Genomic DNA, 15,174 nt, shown 5'->3' on the forward strand with positions numbered 1-15,174 from the left:
CCTGGCTCGCACCGAAACGGAGATAAAGACACCATGCCCACGCAATCTGATCTGCGCTTTACATTCGCCATCGGCGACGAGTCCTTTGAAGTCGTCGAATTCACGCTGCAGGAGGGGTTGTCCGAGACCTTCCTGCTGGAAGTGGACCTGGCCAGCGGCAACCCCGCCATCGACTTTGGCGTGGTGCTGGACCGCGCCGCGTTGCTTACGATCTGGCACGGCTCCACGCCCGTGCGCTACGTGCACGGCGCGGTCTCGTCATTCGTTCAGGGCGACACGGGCTTTCGCCGCACGCGCTATTCCGCCATCGTCGAGCCGCGCCTGGCGCGTCTGAAACTTAGTTCCGACTGGCGCATCTTCCAGTCGCTTAGCGTCCCGCAGATAACCGAGGCGGTGCTCAAGGCGCATGGTCTTACCCGGGATTACGAGCTGCGCGGCACCACCGAACATCTGGCGCGCGAGTACTGCGTGCAAGCGGGCGACGCGGACTACGACTTTGTCGAACGCATCATGCGCGAGGAAGGATTTTTCTATTCCTTCCGTCATGGTGCCGAAGGCCATCAACTTATCCACAGCGACCGGCTTTTCATACACGGCCGCGTGGGCGACGAGCCGGTGCAGTACAACCCCACACCCGGTGGCGACCAGCCGCAGCCGGCTCTGCGGCGATTCTCCTACACCGAGAACGTGCGCACCGCGCGCCAGACCCAGCGCGACTACACCTTTCACCATCCGCGCTACACCCACCAGCACAGCCGCGACGGACGGCATCTGGACCATCAAGGCAGTCGCTACGAACGCTATGACTACCCCGCCCGCGCCAAATTCGACGAAGCCGGCAGACCGTTCGCTGAGAACCGTCTGCGCGGCCATCGCCGCGATTCGCGCGTCGCTTTCGTTGAAGGCGATGACCCGCGGCTCGAGCCGGGCATTTCATTCACCCTCGCGGGTCATCCGCGCGAAGACCTGAACCGCGGCTGGCGCCCGGTGCACATCGTCCACCGTGGCATCCAACATACAAGTCAGGCCGAGGAGAGTGCACAAGCCCAGCTGGGAACGCACTACAGCTACGAGGCGGAGCTGGTCCCGGACGACGCCGAATGGCGCGCGGAACCGCTCCCCAGGCCCCGAATCGACGGTCCGCAGAACGCTGTGGTGGTCGGCCCGCCCAATGAAGAGATCTATACCGACGAATACGGCCGGGTGAAGGTCCAGTTCCCCTGGGACCGGCTCGGCAAGGAGGACGGATACAGCTCCTGCTGGATTCGCGTCTCGCAGAACATCGCCGGCGCCACCTGGGGCCACATGGCCATCCCGCGCATCGGTCAGGAAGTCATCGTCTCTTACTTCGACGGCGACCCCGACCAGCCCGTGATCACCGGCCGCGTCTACAACCGCCTGCAGTTGCCGCCCTACGAACTGCCGCGCCACAAGACGCGAATGACGATCAAGAGCAAGACCCACAAAGGCGAGGGGTACAACGAACTGCGATTTGAAGACGAGAAGGACCAGGAAGAAATCTACGTCCACGCGCAGAAGGATCAGAACATCCACGTCAACAACGACGAGTCGACGTTTGTGGGGCACGACCGCAGCGAGCAGGTCGAGAACGATGAAACCATCACCATCGGCCACGACCGCAAGGAGACGGTGGGCAACGACGAGCAGGTCAACATCGGCCAGGACCGGCGGCACGACATCGGGCGGGATGACTTTTTGACCGTGGGGCGCAATCACACGATCTACACCACCAAGGACCGTACCGAGGAAGTGGGCAATAACCGCCGCGATAAGACCGCGGCGAATCATTGGGTAAGTATCGGCGGGCATCAGGAGCATACGGTCGAGGGACGCTCGGAATTGCAGGTCGGTGAGGCGATCCGGCAGCGTACGAAGGTTTATGAGGTGCAGGCGGCGGAGAGCCTGACGTTGAAAGGGCCGGGGGGAACGATACGGATCGATGGGTCGGGGATCACGCTTGACGGGATCGCCATCGTGATCAAGGGGCCGATGAGCCAGAAGGGGGGTGGCGGTGGTAACCCGTTTTCGATCCAGGGTAGGCCTGTGGCGGGAAAGCCCATCGATCGCCTATGCGGGCGCCGCCCCGACGGTACATGCCCCTTATCCGACTGCCGCTGCCTGGGAGGGCTTGCGCGATGACGCTTCCCAAAGCTCCGCCCTGGATCACGTCACTGGGCAAGGAAATCACAGAGGAAACGCTTCCTCGCGCGCCATTTCGTTATCTGCTGCTGATGACGGTGCCGCTGCAAAACTGGGCCTACCGGCCTGTTCCGCAAGAGGGCGAATATCGCCCTGCGTATGCGCCGGGCGTATTGGACTTAGTCAAGGAGTTCGATCCCCTGCCCTGGCATGCCTGGGTCTGGCAAGGTACGCCACTGGATGAACAATATGACCGAGGCCCGCTGCTGGTTGACGCAACGAACCAACCTTCGCTGATGCGACATGCACTTACGCACTGGGCGCCCGCTGGCGGCGCGATGTTCATCGGTTCGGCAGCCGATCTCAGCGACATGTCGGCACACCTTAGCGGGTTGGTGCAACTAGACCTGTCCTGTGAGGGCGAGGCCACCCTCGACGTCCAACCGCATCACCTGGCCGCCTGGCTCGAAGCGTTGGACGATGATCATCGCGATGCGTGGCTCGGACCGATCAGCACTTTGCTTTGGCGCGCCACTTGGGGCCCCGCTTGCGACTGGCGCCGTCTTGACTGGGACGCCTCCGGATATGTTTGCGGCAAGACGGTGCCGCTGACGCTGCGCCCTCACGAGCTTGCACGCTTTGACGCCAACACCCGGGAACACTTCGTGCAAAGTCGCGTCTACGAAGTGCATTCGATTCCCGATCACAGCGGCCGCAGCCTCGAAGAGATTCGCCGCTGGGTCGAGCAGCTGCTTCAATTGGCCGACCGCCTGAACTTTCACGATGAAGCTGTCGCGACCCAATACATCAGCTTGCTCGCCCATGATCCATGGCTGCTTCAGAGCGATGAGGCGCGCGGAATTCTCAACGACTTGACTGAGTCTCCTCAGGCGCGCCTGCGTCAGTTGGAATCACTGGTACGCGCACGGGGAGCCCCTCGTGGCTAAGACGACTGTCGGCGGCGCCATTTCAGCACCGGCGTGCAGCGCACGCATTCCGATCCTTCCTGTCCGATATGCGATCGTCCCCAACGCGGACGGCGCTTCCCCGTACCGGTATGCCGCGTCCGGCTTCAAGCTGGAAGCAGCCTTCCCGCGCCTGCAATTGTCTTCGTATACCTTGCGCGCAATCCGCCCGGGATACGTCTATGTCTTCATGAAAGGGACCGAGGGCGAAAAGCTTGTCATCCACGAGTACGACGGTGAAGGTCATTATCAGGAACTGACCTACACCGGACTGGAGAACTACGACAGGAAGGACAAGTACAAGGCAGGCGCGCGCATGGGGTGGGTGTGGGCAGACACCTGCCCCACGACTGCCGCAGAGGTGTGGATCGGCTATAGCCCGCACCTCTGGACCAATGACATGACGGCCAGGATTTCCGCAGATCCCGCGTTGCGGCGGCTTCATATGCGTCAGCTGGACATGGCCGAACTGACCTCCGGCGACAAATCGCCTTCCGGCCAGCCACACGTGCTGCCGGCGGATGCGTTGACCCAGTGGGTCGAGGACTTCAAACCACGCCAGGAGCGTTTGCCGCTCGAATGGAGCAGCCATGCCAGCAAGGATGATCTGCCCATCAGCACGTTTCTGGCCCAACGAAACCACTATCGGGTTACGCAACCGCGGGTACCCGCGGTCGTGGTGCTCAATGACGCAGAGGGGCTATGCCAGGACCTCAGCCTGTCCGTCGCCGCGTATCAGCATCAGACACGCGACCTGATGCCATCCGAACAAATCCATCCGGCCACCAGCACGGATAACGCGGAAGACGACGCGAGGGGGTTTCCGGAGGCATTCAGCCGGGACGTGGAGGTCTTGAGCGCCAAGAGCCAGAGCTACCACCACCGAAATCTGACGGCTTTGCTACTTGAAAAGACCTTGCGCACCATGTACCCGGGCGACAAGCACACACCAGAGCAGTTGGCAAAGTCGCGCTATGAGTATCAGCAAAAGCAGGTTGGCCACCACCGGCGCCTCACTCCCTCCGAGATGGCATTCGAGGTGCTTACGAACGAGCACGTTTCGCCCGATGGCAGCCGACTAGGAAAGCGAATCGACAAGGCCAAGTATCGCGAATTCCTGGCCGAGCGCGACGAGGTGGAGAGCCGACTGCAACATCTCCACGCCATCGTGGCCAAGGCCAGCGAAGATCACGATCATTGGCTTGCCACTGCCGAAGCCGCGCATGAGAACGATCCGAACAGCCTGGCGGCTCCCCTGGCCGCTTACGATCGCAACAACCGAATATCAGCAACAGGACTGGAAGTGTCCCTGTCCATGCTGATTCATCCCATGAGCCAATCGTTGCCCGGCACCGAGGACGGCGACCCTCGCTTCATGCGGTTGAATGCGTGGATCGACAAGGATGACAGCCCGATCTACACCGCGTTGGCCCCATTCAACCCCTTCAAGGAAAAAGCCGATGCGGTCGGATCCTTGCTGGGCGCCGCGGATTACATCATTGAGGATCTGGCGGGACGCTTTCCCGCCACGGCTGGCGTCACCGACCTGACAGCACAAACGGTGACCACCGTGGTGCTCAAACGCATGCGCGGAAAGACCCGCTGGGATGCCAGCCGCACCCTGCGGCAGCAGGTACTCGCCGCCGCTGAGGAGGCCAACGCAAGCAAGGCCATGGGCTTGCTGGGCGCTCGCTACCGCATCACCGACGAGGTTGCCCGCGCGGATGCCTTCAGCAGAGAAGCCGACAAGCTCATCGAATCTGGCATGGCGAAGGTCGAAGAGATAAAGAAGGTTCGCGTGCACGGCAGCCGCAAGGTGACCATTGAGGAGACTTTGACGCGGCGTGTGAAGCCGAATGTTGCATCGCTGGTCAACACGACGGGCGGAGGAGCGTTGAACGTAGGCATGCTCTGGTTCAACATCGTGAGCCTTAGGACTGCCTATGCAAACATGCGGAGCGATCCGTCTTTCGAATACGTGGCTGGCTTCGCGTCCGCAATCTTCGGGTTGGCGGGCGCCGCGGCGGCGGTACTGGTCAGCGCTCGGGCCTCTCACAAGGTCATTATGTTGCGAGTCAGTGCGACTGCGCCGGGAGTGGCGTTTGGGAATGGCCACATTCGGTTTATCAGCAGCAATTTGTTTACTCGGCTGGTGGGTTATCCAGCCATCTTTCTCGGATTTTCGTCCGACGTTCTGAAGGCCATCCGCCAAGCGCAACAAGGGGACATGGCAGCCGCCAGCCTCACATTTGCAGGAGGGGTAGCAGCAACCCTCGGTGGAGTCGCGCTCTTGGAAGGAACCCTGGCTATCGCCGGGGCAACAGCTGTCATCCCCTTCGCCGGCTGGGCCGCCGCGGCATTCGCTCTACTTGGCGCAGGCGTCCTTGCGATAGGCCTTGAACTGCATGCCCGCGCGAAGGAGCGCGTCCATCGACCTATTGAATTATGGGCCGCGCGAGGCTCGTTCGGTTCAAGGCAGAACGACGGGGAGAAACGGAAGGGAATCAATCTAGACCAAAACGATCAACTGCCGCCTTATTCCGATGTACGAGAAGAGGTCAAGGCTTGGTACTCCGCCAATTTCGCGCCCGTACTACTTGACGGACACCAAGCAAAATTGCTGGGAATCACCGACGTAGACAGTCGCTGGCACGAAAACACCGCGTGGTCGATACCCAACTGGGGGCAGATTACAACCGATAGCGTGCCGACAAAATCTAGCGTTGCGGAGTTCACCGTATTGCTTCGAGGCTATATCACGGGACAAAGTGACTGGAAGTACAAACTGAGCGCTTCGGACGCTGGCCATGAGAGCGCTGCCAATCCCGCCACAACCACTTTTCATCTCACAACTGACGGTCTGGTAATCAACTTGAAGACTAAAGCAAAGAACCAGTACGGCGTCGAATTAACAATTGAGTACCAGCCCAATCAGGGATTTGATGATAGCGCCGTCGCATCCACAACTTTTCAATTAATGAGCTGATTTATGGCAATTACTTGGTTGTTTTCACAGCACGAGAAATCAATATCAGGTCCTGCGATCAACGACCAACTGGCGAAGATGGATGCAGAGGTCCTTTCGCTGCGCAATCCGTGGGCGGTTGATTCCGTCTTCATGGGAAAGCTGTATGTGGCCGTTAACACACTTGCAACTCTGTTTTTGATATGGATGTACTTCAAAATCCCATCGTCCTCTACAAACTCATCGGAAAGGCAGCTATTTGTCCTGGTTTTTGTATCGGGCGGCGGGGTTCTATTCATTTTTTTTGCCTTGCTGACTTGGTACCGTATTTTCTACATAACCCGATTATCAAATTTCTACTTCAACCGCAGACTCAAAAAAGTTTATTACCAACGCAACAAGACCCTAATCCAGTTCGACTGGACGCAGACTGAGGGTGGCGTATTCGTACGCAATGAATTTGGCGGCGCTGGAATCACCACCAACTTTGCCCTCGCCTTCGGCCCCAAGCCTGCGGCCGGTCAAGAGAAGGACCGTATCGTCCTCTGGGTCGACAGTAACAACAGCAGCGACCCAGACCCTCGATACGTCGCGCAGGTATGGGAGTACATCCGGCAGTTCATGGAAGAAGGCCCCGACAGGTTGCCCGCGCCGGGAGAGCCCAACTGGTGGTACGCCCCACTCCACCGTATCTGCATGACCCCCGCCGAAGCCTGGCGCCACTACGCGCCTTGGCGCACAGGCGAACCGGGCGAGCTGCAAGGCAAGAAAAACTGGCTGCTGCCCATGTGGTTTGTGCTCTTCCCCTACAACATGTTCGCCGCGCTGAGCTGGTACGCGGTGTGCCGCGTCTTCAACGTCCGCGGTGCGCCGCCACCGCCGGAAGCGCTTGGGCGCTAGGCGATGCCGCGCATTGCGCGGCGCCTTTCACGCGACAACACCGATGGCCCGTGATCGCTATCCCCTCCGCGCCAAACACCGCAGCGCCACCCGATACCCCACAAACACATAAAACCCCGACGAATTCATCACCAGCCAGGCGCCCAATCCGCCAAGCACCGCAACCACCGGCCCGACGGCCCTGACGTCGCCCTGCGTCCAGGCGATCCCGCCGAAGCTACCCACAACGATCAACCCGATACAGACCCGCTTCAACAGCACCACGCCCTGCACCCGTCCCGCCATCATCAGCACCATCCCGATCGCTAACGCGAGTGCAGTTCCCGCGCACACCGCCACCAGCGCGAACGCTGCCATTGCCGGTCCCACGAACCGCAGCAGCAGGCTCAACAGTTCGATGCCGACGCCCAGGCCGCCCGCCATCACCAGCACGGACAGCACCAGCGGCGACCACGTTCCGGGCGGCGCCCGGCCCTCTTCCGCTTCCATATCCGCGACGAAGCGATGCATCGATGCAGCCGTCCCCGGATTCTTGCCCGCGTTCAGCGCCGCTTCCAGCCGCTGGCACTGTTCGATCAGGGCATTCAGGCCGGAGGCGGGCGCGGGAGTCATAGCCGGGTCACTCCTGGCGCGTGCTCGGCCACCGTATTTCTCAGCGCCGCCATGGCCTCTTCAACCGCGACCGGCCGGAACGCATCCTCGCGCCAATACATCGCCACCGAGCCGAATCCCGACAGTCGTACAGGGATGATGCGCATCGCCCGCATCTGCGAAAACCGCAGCGCGGCACGGTGCGAGGCGACGCCGATCATGTCGCTGTTGTTGATGAGGGTCAGGTTGACCGTCACCGAGTTCGACTCGATATGGTCCGGCGGCGGCGCCTGGCCTGCTGCGGCGAGCGCGGCGTCTACTGCGTTGCGGATGGGCGTGCCCTTGGGCCACAGAATCCAGCGATAGGACAGCAGATCCTGCCAGCTTGGCTGCTCCACGGCGAACAGCGGATGGCGGGGCCGCGCCACGAGGTGGATGGGCTCCAGATAAAGCGCCTCGAAGCGAATCGCCGGATCGTGATGCTCGGGCGCCGAGCGCCCCACGACGATATCCAGATCCCCTTGCGCCAGTTGCGCCAGCAGGCGATCCGTCGTGCCCTCCACCAGCTTGACGCGCGCCTGCGGCATGCGCTCGAGCAGCTTCATCACGGCCAGCGGCACCGTGTCGGACGCGGACGCGCCCGATGCGCCGATCACGACGCGTCCACCGCCGCCCTCGCGCAGCGCCGCCATGTCGGCACTGGCGCGATCCAGTTGCGACTCCACACGCTGCGCATGCGCGATCAGCACGTCGCCATGCGGCGTGGGGCGCAGGCCGCGCGCGTGGCGCTCGAAGAGCGGCAGTCCGATGTCGTCTTCCAGATCCTTCAGCCACTTCGATAGACCCGGCTGCGTCGTATTGAGCATGGCGGCCGAGTGGCTGATGTTGCGGGTCTGGGCCAGGCTGAGCAGCATCTTCAGATTGCGCAGCCGCAGGCGGTGGGTCCAGTCCATGCAGGCCCTCTTGGTGGGAGGTTTGTCTCGTATGTATATGGTTATTGGTATGGATAATAAGATAATTTCATTTCAAACTGCATAGCTCCTGCTCGCATAATCGTCTCCATACCAGGACCAGCTGCGAACCCACGCGGCGGCCGCCCGTAGAAGCCGGCAATAGCCGGACATACAGGAGACAACCATGCACGACGGTCATTCCACCGGCGCGGACAGCGCTGCCTCGGACCGCGCCCTTTACTACGCGCGCATCGCCAAGAAACACATGGCGCCCCTGTGGGAGTCGCTGCACAACCTGGTGCCGCGCCAGCCCGCGCCGCGCTGCGTGCCGGCCCTGTGGAAGTACGACGATGTACGCGACGACGTCCTGGCGTCCGGATCGCTGATCACGGCAGAAGAAGCCGTGCGCCGGGTGTTGATTCTGGAAAACCCTGGTCTGCCGGGCCAGGCCAGCATCACGCAAAGCCTGTACGCAGGACTGCAACTGATCCTGCCGGGTGAGATCGCGCCAAGCCACCGTCACACGCAATCGGCCCTGCGCTTCATCGTGGAAGGGCGCGGCGCCTACACCGCGGTCAACGGCGAGCGCACCACCATGCACCCGGGCGACTTCATCATCACGCCGTCGTGGACCTGGCATGACCACGGCAATGCGGAAACCGTCGAAGGCGGCGAGCCCGTGGTCTGGCTGGATGGCCTGGACATTCCGCTGCTGCGCTTTCTGGATGCGGGCTTTGCAGAGAACTACCCGTCCGCCACCCAGCCCGTCACGCGCCCCGAAGGCGACAGCATGGCCCGCTTTGGCCACAACATGGCGCCCGTACGTCATCAGGTTTCGAGCGGCACTTCACCCATCTTCAACTACCCCTATGAACGCAGCCGTGAAGCGCTGGATGCACTCTACCGGCACGGTGAACTCGACCCGTGGGACGGCGTCAAGCTGCGCTACCTGAATCCAGCCACGGGTGGCTACCCCATGCCCACGATGGCCACGTTCATGCAGTTCCTGCCCGCCGGTTTTCAGGGCAAGACCACGCACACGACCGACTCCACGGTCTACAGCGTGGTCGAGGGCCGCGGCACCGCGCGCATCGGCGACCAGGAATTCCATTTCGGACCGCGCGATGTCTTCGTCGCGCCGTCGTGGATGCCCGTGCAGCTGGCCGCGCTGGAAGACGCCACGCTCTTCAGTTATTCCGACCGCCCTGTGCAGGACGCGCTGGGCCTGTGGCGCGAAGAACGCGTCGCCTGACCGGCGCGCCGGGATCGCCCACCTCGCGCGCCTGCCTCTCCCTCCCGCCTTCAAAGGATGCTCCATGTCGTTTGTGTTTGCTCCCGCCTCCCCCGTCGCCGTGCCTGTCGCCGGCAGCCAGGACAGCTTTCCTGTGCGCCGCGTCTATTGCGTCGGCCGCAACTACGCCGCCCATGCGCGCGAAATGGGCTTCGACCCCGACCGCGAACCGCCGTTCTTCTTCTGCAAGCCCGCCGACGCCGTGGTGCCCGTTGCCGAAGGCAGCACGCTTTCACTGCCCTACCCGCCGGAAACGGCCAATCTGCATTTCGAGATCGAACTCGTCGCGGCTATCGGCAAGGGCGGCGCCAACATTTCCGTCGATGAGGCCCTGCAGCACGTGTATGCCTACGCCGTCGGCCTGGACATGACGCGCCGCGACCTGCAGATGAAAATGCGCGAGGCCGGCCGCCCGTGGGAACTGGGCAAGGCCTTTGACCAGAGCGCGCCCATCGGCCCGCTGCATCCCGCGCAATCGGTCAAGGACATCGAGAAGGCTGGCATCTGGCTGCAGGTCAATGGCGCGGACAAACAGCGCAGCGACATCGGCAAGCTGATCTGGTCCATTGCCGAAACCATCGCGTACCTCTCCAAGTACTTCCGTCTTGAAGCCGGCGACCTCATCTACACCGGCACGCCCGAAGGCGTGGGACCCGTGGTGCGGGGCGACCGGATGGTCGGCGGCGTGGACGGCCTGGGCACGCTCAGCGTGCAGATGGTGTGACGATGCGCACCGACACCGATGTCATCATCGTCGGCGCGGGCGTCGGCGGCCTGGTGCTGGCGCTGAGCCTGCATCAGGCAGGCATTTCCTGCCGCGTGTTCGAAGCCGTGCGCGAGATCAAGCCGCTGGGGGTGGGCATCAATCTGCTGCCGCACGCCACCCGCGAACTGGATGAGTTGGGCCTCTTGCCCGCGTTGGACGCCATTGCCGTGCGCACGCGTGAATCCGTGTTCTACACGCGGCACGGCCAGTTCATCTATGGCGAACCGGCGGGCACGGAAGCCGGCTACGACTGGCCGCAGTACTCCATCCACCGCGGCGACCTGCAAATGGCGTTGCTGGATGCCGTGCGCGAACGTCTTGGCCAGGAAAGCGTCGTGGTGAACGCGCGCTGCACGGGCGTGACGCAGGACGCCGACAGCGTCACGGCCAGCTTTCAAGACAACGACGGCAATGCGCTGCCATCGGTGCGCGGCGGCATTGCTGTCGGCTGCGACGGCATTCACTCGGTATTGCGCAAGCAGCTCTATCCGCAGGAAGGCGCCCCGCGCTACTCCGGCGTGAACATGTGGCGAGGCACGACGCGTTGCAAACCCTTTCTGTCGGGCGCGAGCATGTACGCGCCGGCTGGCTGTCCACCGGCAAGATGGTGATCTACCCGATTCGCGACAACATCGACGCGGAAGGCAACCAGCTGGTGAACTGGGTCGCCGAGATCGAAGCCGACCAACCTGCCGTGCGCGACTGGAACCGCAGCGGCAGGCTCGAGGACTTCTTTCCGGCCTTTGCCGACTGGCACTTCGACTGGCTCGACGTGGCCAGACTGATTCAAGACGCAGACTCGATTCTGGAGTACCCCATGGTCGACCAGGATCCGCTGCCCACGTGGACGCAGGGCCGCATGACGTTGCTGGGCGACGCGGCCCACCCGATGGTGCCGCGCGGCTCGAACGGCGCGGGTCAGGCCGTGGTGGATGCGCGTTATCTGACCGGCCAGCTCAAGCGCCTGGGCCTGACGCCCGATGCCTTGCAGCAGTACGACCGCGTCCGCGTCGAAGCCACGACGCGCGTCGTGCTGACCAACCGCAGCAACCCGCCGGACGCGATCCTGCGTGAAGTCCACGTTCGTTCGGCGGACAAGCCTTATACGCGGATCGAAGATGTCATCAGCCGCGAGGAATTGGAAGGGATTTCCCGGCGCTACAAGCAGGTGGCGGGCTTCGACCCGGTTGCCCTGAAGGAGCGCGCGCCTTACGTGTAGCAGTAGCCGGACCTCAGTGCCCAGGCGAGCGTGCCACCTAGGCGCGCCGCCCTTCAAAGCCGGCGCATGACCGGCGACAAACAAGGAGACAACCATGTTGAAGTTGCTACGTGTTCTGGCTGCCGCGGCGCTGTCCTTTGCGGCCGCGGCGAGCCACGCCGCCTGGCCCGACCGCCCCATTACGCTGGTGGTGCCCTTCACACCCGGCACCGGCATCGACCTGATCGCGCGCCAGCTCGCGGCTAGCCTGCCCCAGACGCTGGGCCAACCCGTCGTCGTCGAGAACCTGGCTGGCGCCAGCGGCAATATCGGCAGCGAAAAGGTCGCGCGCGCCAACCCCGATGGCTACACATTCCTGGTCACGGTCAACACGTTCGTCATGAACAGCAGCCTCTACAAGGGCAAGCTGCGCTTTGATCCGCAACAGGACTTCGCGCCGGTCGGCCTGACCTCGTGGGGCTCGCTGCTGCTGGTCACGCATCCGTCCAATCCCGCCAACACCGTCGCCGACGTGGTGCAGGCGGCCAAGGCCGCGCCTGGCAAACTGAGCTACGGCACCCCCGGCGTGGGCACGCCCCATCACCTGTCGATGGCGCTGTTTCTGGACCGCACCGGCGCCAGCATGCTGCACGTGCCGTACAAAGGCACGGCGGGCGCCGTCACCGACATGCTCGGCGGACGGCTCGACTACATGTTCCTGCCCGTTCACGTGGCGCTGCCGCAGGTGAAGGGCGGCAAACTCAAGGTGATCGCCACCGGCAGCCCGAAGCGCCTGCCGCAGCTGCCGGACGTGCCCACGCTGACGGAAGCCGGACTGCAGGGGGCCGACGTGGACATGTGGTACGGCGTCCTGGCGCCGAAAGGCACGCCGCCCGCCATTGTCGACCGCATGAACCAGTCGATCAACGCCATCTTGAAGACACCCGCGACCTCCACGGCATTCGATGCGCAGGGCATGGTGCCGGCCACGTCAACGCCTGCCGATTTTGGATCCCTCATCGCCCGTGACGCCAAGCGCTGGGACGACGTCGTCGCCCGCACCGGCATCACGGCCGAATGAATGCTTCCGGCACCAACGTTTCTGCCCTGAACGACCCTGAAAGATCCGCCCACGGCCAACCGTCCTCACGAAACGCCCATCCATGCAACTGCACAACTTCTTCAACAGCTCGACCTCCTACCGCGTGCGCATCGCGCTTGCGCTCAAGGGCCTGCCCTACGAGTACCTGCCCGTGAACCTGCGCAAGCAGGAACAGCGCGCGCCGGAGTACGTGGCGCGCAATCCGTCGGCCGGCGTGCCGCTTCTGATCGACGGCGACGTGCAGCTTTCGCAGTCACTCGCCATCATCGACTACCTGGATGCCACGCACCCCGAACCGCGGCTGATTCCGGCCGACACGCTGGCGCGCGCCCGCGTGCTGGAGCTGTCCCACGCCATCTCGTGCGACATCCATCCCGTCAACAACATGCGCATCCTTCGCTATCTGCAGGAGGTGCTGGGCGCGACGGACGCACAGAAGAACGCCTGGTATCACCACTGGATCCGCGAAGGCCTGACGGCAGTGGAAGCGCTGCTGGCGCGTCACGGGCACGGCGCGTACTGCTTTGGTGACGCGCCCACGCTGGCGGACTGCTGCCTGGTGCCGCAGGTGGCCAACGCGCAGCGCATGGGCTGCGACCTGTCCGCCTATCCGCGCATCCTGCGCATCGTCGAACACTGCAATGCGCAACCCGCCTTCCAGCAGGCTGCGCCTGCACAGCAACCGGACTACACCCAGTGAGCAAAGAACCCGACACCCACGGCGCGCCGCTGCGCGAGTACACCGATCCGGCCTATCGCCCGCTTTGCGCCAATCTGGCCGACGTGCGCGCCCACATCGACCGGCTGGACGATGAGATCGTGCGGCTGATCGCCGAACGCGCGATGTACGTGAAGGACGCCGCGCGGTTCAAGCGCGACGCCTTTCAAGTGAGCGCGCCCGCGCGTCAAGCCCAGGTATTTGAAAAGGCCCGGGCGCTCGCCCAGCGCCACAACCAGGGCTTCTCCAACCTGGAGCAGGTGGTGGACGCCACCTATCGCGCGATGGTCGCCGCCTTCATCGCCAATGAACAGACCTACTTCGACACCATGAAGGACGTGGGAGACACGCATGCTTGACGCTTCGACCTTGCAGACTGGCCGCGCGATGGCGCGACGCCTGGCGGCAGTAAGCCTTGCCGTGCTGGCGCCGCTGGCCGCGACCGCGACAGCAACCGCCGCTGACGCCTGGCCGGCGCAGCCGCTCAAGGCGGTCGTGCCATTCGGCCCCGGCTCCAGCCCCGACCAGGTGGCCCGCATCGTCACCGAAAAGGCGGGCGCAATCCTCGGCCAGACCATCGTTGTCGAAAACAAGCCGGGCGCCAGCGGCAACATCGGCACGTTCGCCATCGCCAACGCCAAGCCCGACGGCTACACCTTCGGCGTGTCGATCACCGGCCCGCTGGTGAACAACACGCTGTTGTTCGACAAGCTGCCCTACGCGCCCGCCACGGACCTGGCGCCGCTGACGCTGGCGGTGCATCAGCCCAACGTGCTGGTCGTCCCAGCCTCGGCCGGCATCGGCAACATTGGACAGCTGCTGGACGCGCTGAAGAAGAATCCGGACAAGTACAACTTCCCGTCGCCGGGCGCGGGCACGGTGTCGCATCTGGCGGTCGAACTGCTGCTGCAGCAGATCGGCGCGCGCGCCACGCATGTGCCCTACCCGTCGTCGCCGGCGGCGCTGACGTCGCTGCTGTCGGGCGACACCCAGTTTGCCGCGCTGCCGCCCATCGCGGTGATGCCGATGGTGAAGGATGGCCGGTTGAAGGCGCTGGCGGTGACGTCGTCCAAGCGGTCCGCGCTGCTGCCCGACATTCCGACGCTGGCGGAAGTGGGAGTGCAGGGGATCGAGGGCTCGGCGTGGATCGGCTTTGTGGTGTCGTCCAAGACGCCAGCCGATGTGCAGAAGAAGCTGTCCGACGCGCTGATCCAGGCGATTCACGATCCCGAGGTCGCCAAGCGGCTGCAGGCGCAGTTCATGGATCCAGTGGGCGATACGCCAGCGCAATTCCGCGGCTACATGGATGACGAATTGAAGCGCTGGGAGCCCCTGATCAAGAAGCTGGGGATCAAGGGCCAATGACTGTGCCAATAAGCGGGCCAAGAAGGACGCCGAACGCCGGCTGCAATGAACGCAAGGAGATTCAGATGGTCATCACCGAACCCGCCCGCCAGGTGCCGCTGTATGGCGAGTACGAGGTCGTCGTCCTGGGCGGCGGCCCCGCCGGGGTGCTGGCGGCCGCCAGCGCCGCGCGCAACGGCGCGCGCGTGCTGCTGGTGGAG

At 63.5% G+C, this 15,174-nt stretch carries 13 protein-coding genes and 1 pseudogene; 12 read left to right on the forward strand and 2 right to left on the reverse strand.

Features of this window, described 5'->3' with window-relative positions:
• The first annotated feature begins 33 nt into the window (after nt 1-33).
• The 4 genes from B3446_RS17760 to B3446_RS17775 are packed head-to-tail and all read left to right on the forward strand — an operon-like array spanning nt 34 to nt 6,990.
• A complete protein-coding gene (locus B3446_RS17760) occupies nt 34-2,160 on the forward strand; it encodes a type VI secretion system Vgr family protein (RefSeq protein ID WP_291383812.1) in 2,127 nt (708 codons plus the stop codon).
• Nucleotides 2,157-3,107: a DUF4123 domain-containing protein gene (locus B3446_RS17765; protein WP_291383813.1), complete on the forward strand. Its 951-nt coding sequence runs from the start codon at nt 2,157-2,159 to the stop codon at nt 3,105-3,107. Before B3446_RS17760 ends, B3446_RS17765 begins: the two co-directional genes overlap by 4 nt.
• Nucleotides 3,100-6,111, forward strand: a complete 3,012-nt coding sequence (locus B3446_RS17770) for a T6SS effector BTH_I2691 family protein (protein ID WP_291383814.1) — start codon at nt 3,100-3,102, stop codon at nt 6,109-6,111. Before B3446_RS17765 ends, B3446_RS17770 begins: the two co-directional genes overlap by 8 nt.
• 3 nt (nt 6,112-6,114) lie before the next feature.
• Entirely contained in the window at nt 6,115-6,990 is an 876-nt protein-coding gene (locus tag B3446_RS17775) for a DUF6708 domain-containing protein (protein WP_291383815.1), read from the forward strand.
• Nucleotides 6,991-7,047: 57 nt separating this feature from the next.
• Here the strand turns inward: B3446_RS17775 and B3446_RS17780 are convergent, their stop codons facing one another.
• Together B3446_RS17780 and B3446_RS17785 are read right to left on the reverse strand one after the other, a co-directional pair.
• On the reverse strand, nt 7,048-7,602 hold the full coding sequence (locus B3446_RS17780; protein WP_191578848.1) for a hypothetical protein: 555 nt from the start codon (nt 7,600-7,602) through the stop codon (nt 7,048-7,050).
• Nucleotides 7,599-8,534 (reverse strand): LysR family transcriptional regulator, encoded by a 936-nt coding sequence (locus B3446_RS17785; protein WP_105240897.1) that lies wholly within the window; start codon nt 8,532-8,534, stop codon nt 7,599-7,601. Before B3446_RS17785 ends, B3446_RS17780 begins: the two co-directional genes overlap by 4 nt.
• A gap of 184 nt (nt 8,535-8,718) precedes the next feature.
• Between B3446_RS17785 and gtdA the strand changes: the two genes are divergently transcribed.
• The 8 genes and pseudogenes from gtdA to B3446_RS17825 form a co-directional block, all read left to right on the forward strand.
• Entirely contained in the window at nt 8,719-9,786 is a 1,068-nt protein-coding gene (gene gtdA, locus B3446_RS17790) for a gentisate 1,2-dioxygenase (RefSeq protein ID WP_291383816.1), read from the forward strand.
• Between the two features lie 64 nt (nt 9,787-9,850).
• Nucleotides 9,851-10,549: a fumarylacetoacetate hydrolase family protein gene (locus tag B3446_RS17795; RefSeq protein WP_291383817.1), complete on the forward strand. Its 699-nt coding sequence runs from the start codon at nt 9,851-9,853 to the stop codon at nt 10,547-10,549.
• 2 nt (nt 10,550-10,551) lie between these two features.
• A pseudogene (locus B3446_RS17800) lies at nt 10,552-11,810 on the forward strand (flavin-dependent oxidoreductase).
• Between the two features lie 94 nt (nt 11,811-11,904).
• Entirely contained in the window at nt 11,905-12,870 is a 966-nt protein-coding gene (locus B3446_RS17805; RefSeq protein ID WP_291383818.1) for a tripartite tricarboxylate transporter substrate binding protein, read from the forward strand.
• Between the two features lie 82 nt (nt 12,871-12,952).
• A complete protein-coding gene (gene maiA / locus B3446_RS17810; RefSeq protein ID WP_291383819.1) occupies nt 12,953-13,591 on the forward strand; it encodes a maleylacetoacetate isomerase in 639 nt (212 codons plus the stop codon).
• Nucleotides 13,588-13,968 carry a chorismate mutase gene (locus tag B3446_RS17815; RefSeq protein WP_291383820.1) on the forward strand — a complete coding sequence of 127 codons (381 nt, stop codon included), beginning with the start codon at nt 13,588-13,590 and terminating at the stop codon, nt 13,966-13,968. The genes maiA and B3446_RS17815 overlap by 4 nt, the downstream gene beginning before the upstream one ends.
• On the forward strand, nt 13,961-14,974 hold the full coding sequence (locus B3446_RS17820) for a Bug family tripartite tricarboxylate transporter substrate binding protein (RefSeq protein WP_291383821.1): 1,014 nt from the start codon (nt 13,961-13,963) through the stop codon (nt 14,972-14,974). The genes B3446_RS17815 and B3446_RS17820 overlap by 8 nt, the downstream gene beginning before the upstream one ends.
• Nucleotides 14,975-15,039: 65 nt before the next feature.
• The coding region (locus B3446_RS17825; protein WP_291383822.1) for an FAD-dependent oxidoreductase at nt 15,040-15,174 on the forward strand (135 nt) is incomplete at its 3' end.

The organism is Achromobacter sp. UBA5777 (genome assembly GCF_002418565.1).
GTDB lineage: Bacteria > Pseudomonadota > Gammaproteobacteria > Burkholderiales > Burkholderiaceae_B > Achromobacter > Achromobacter animicus.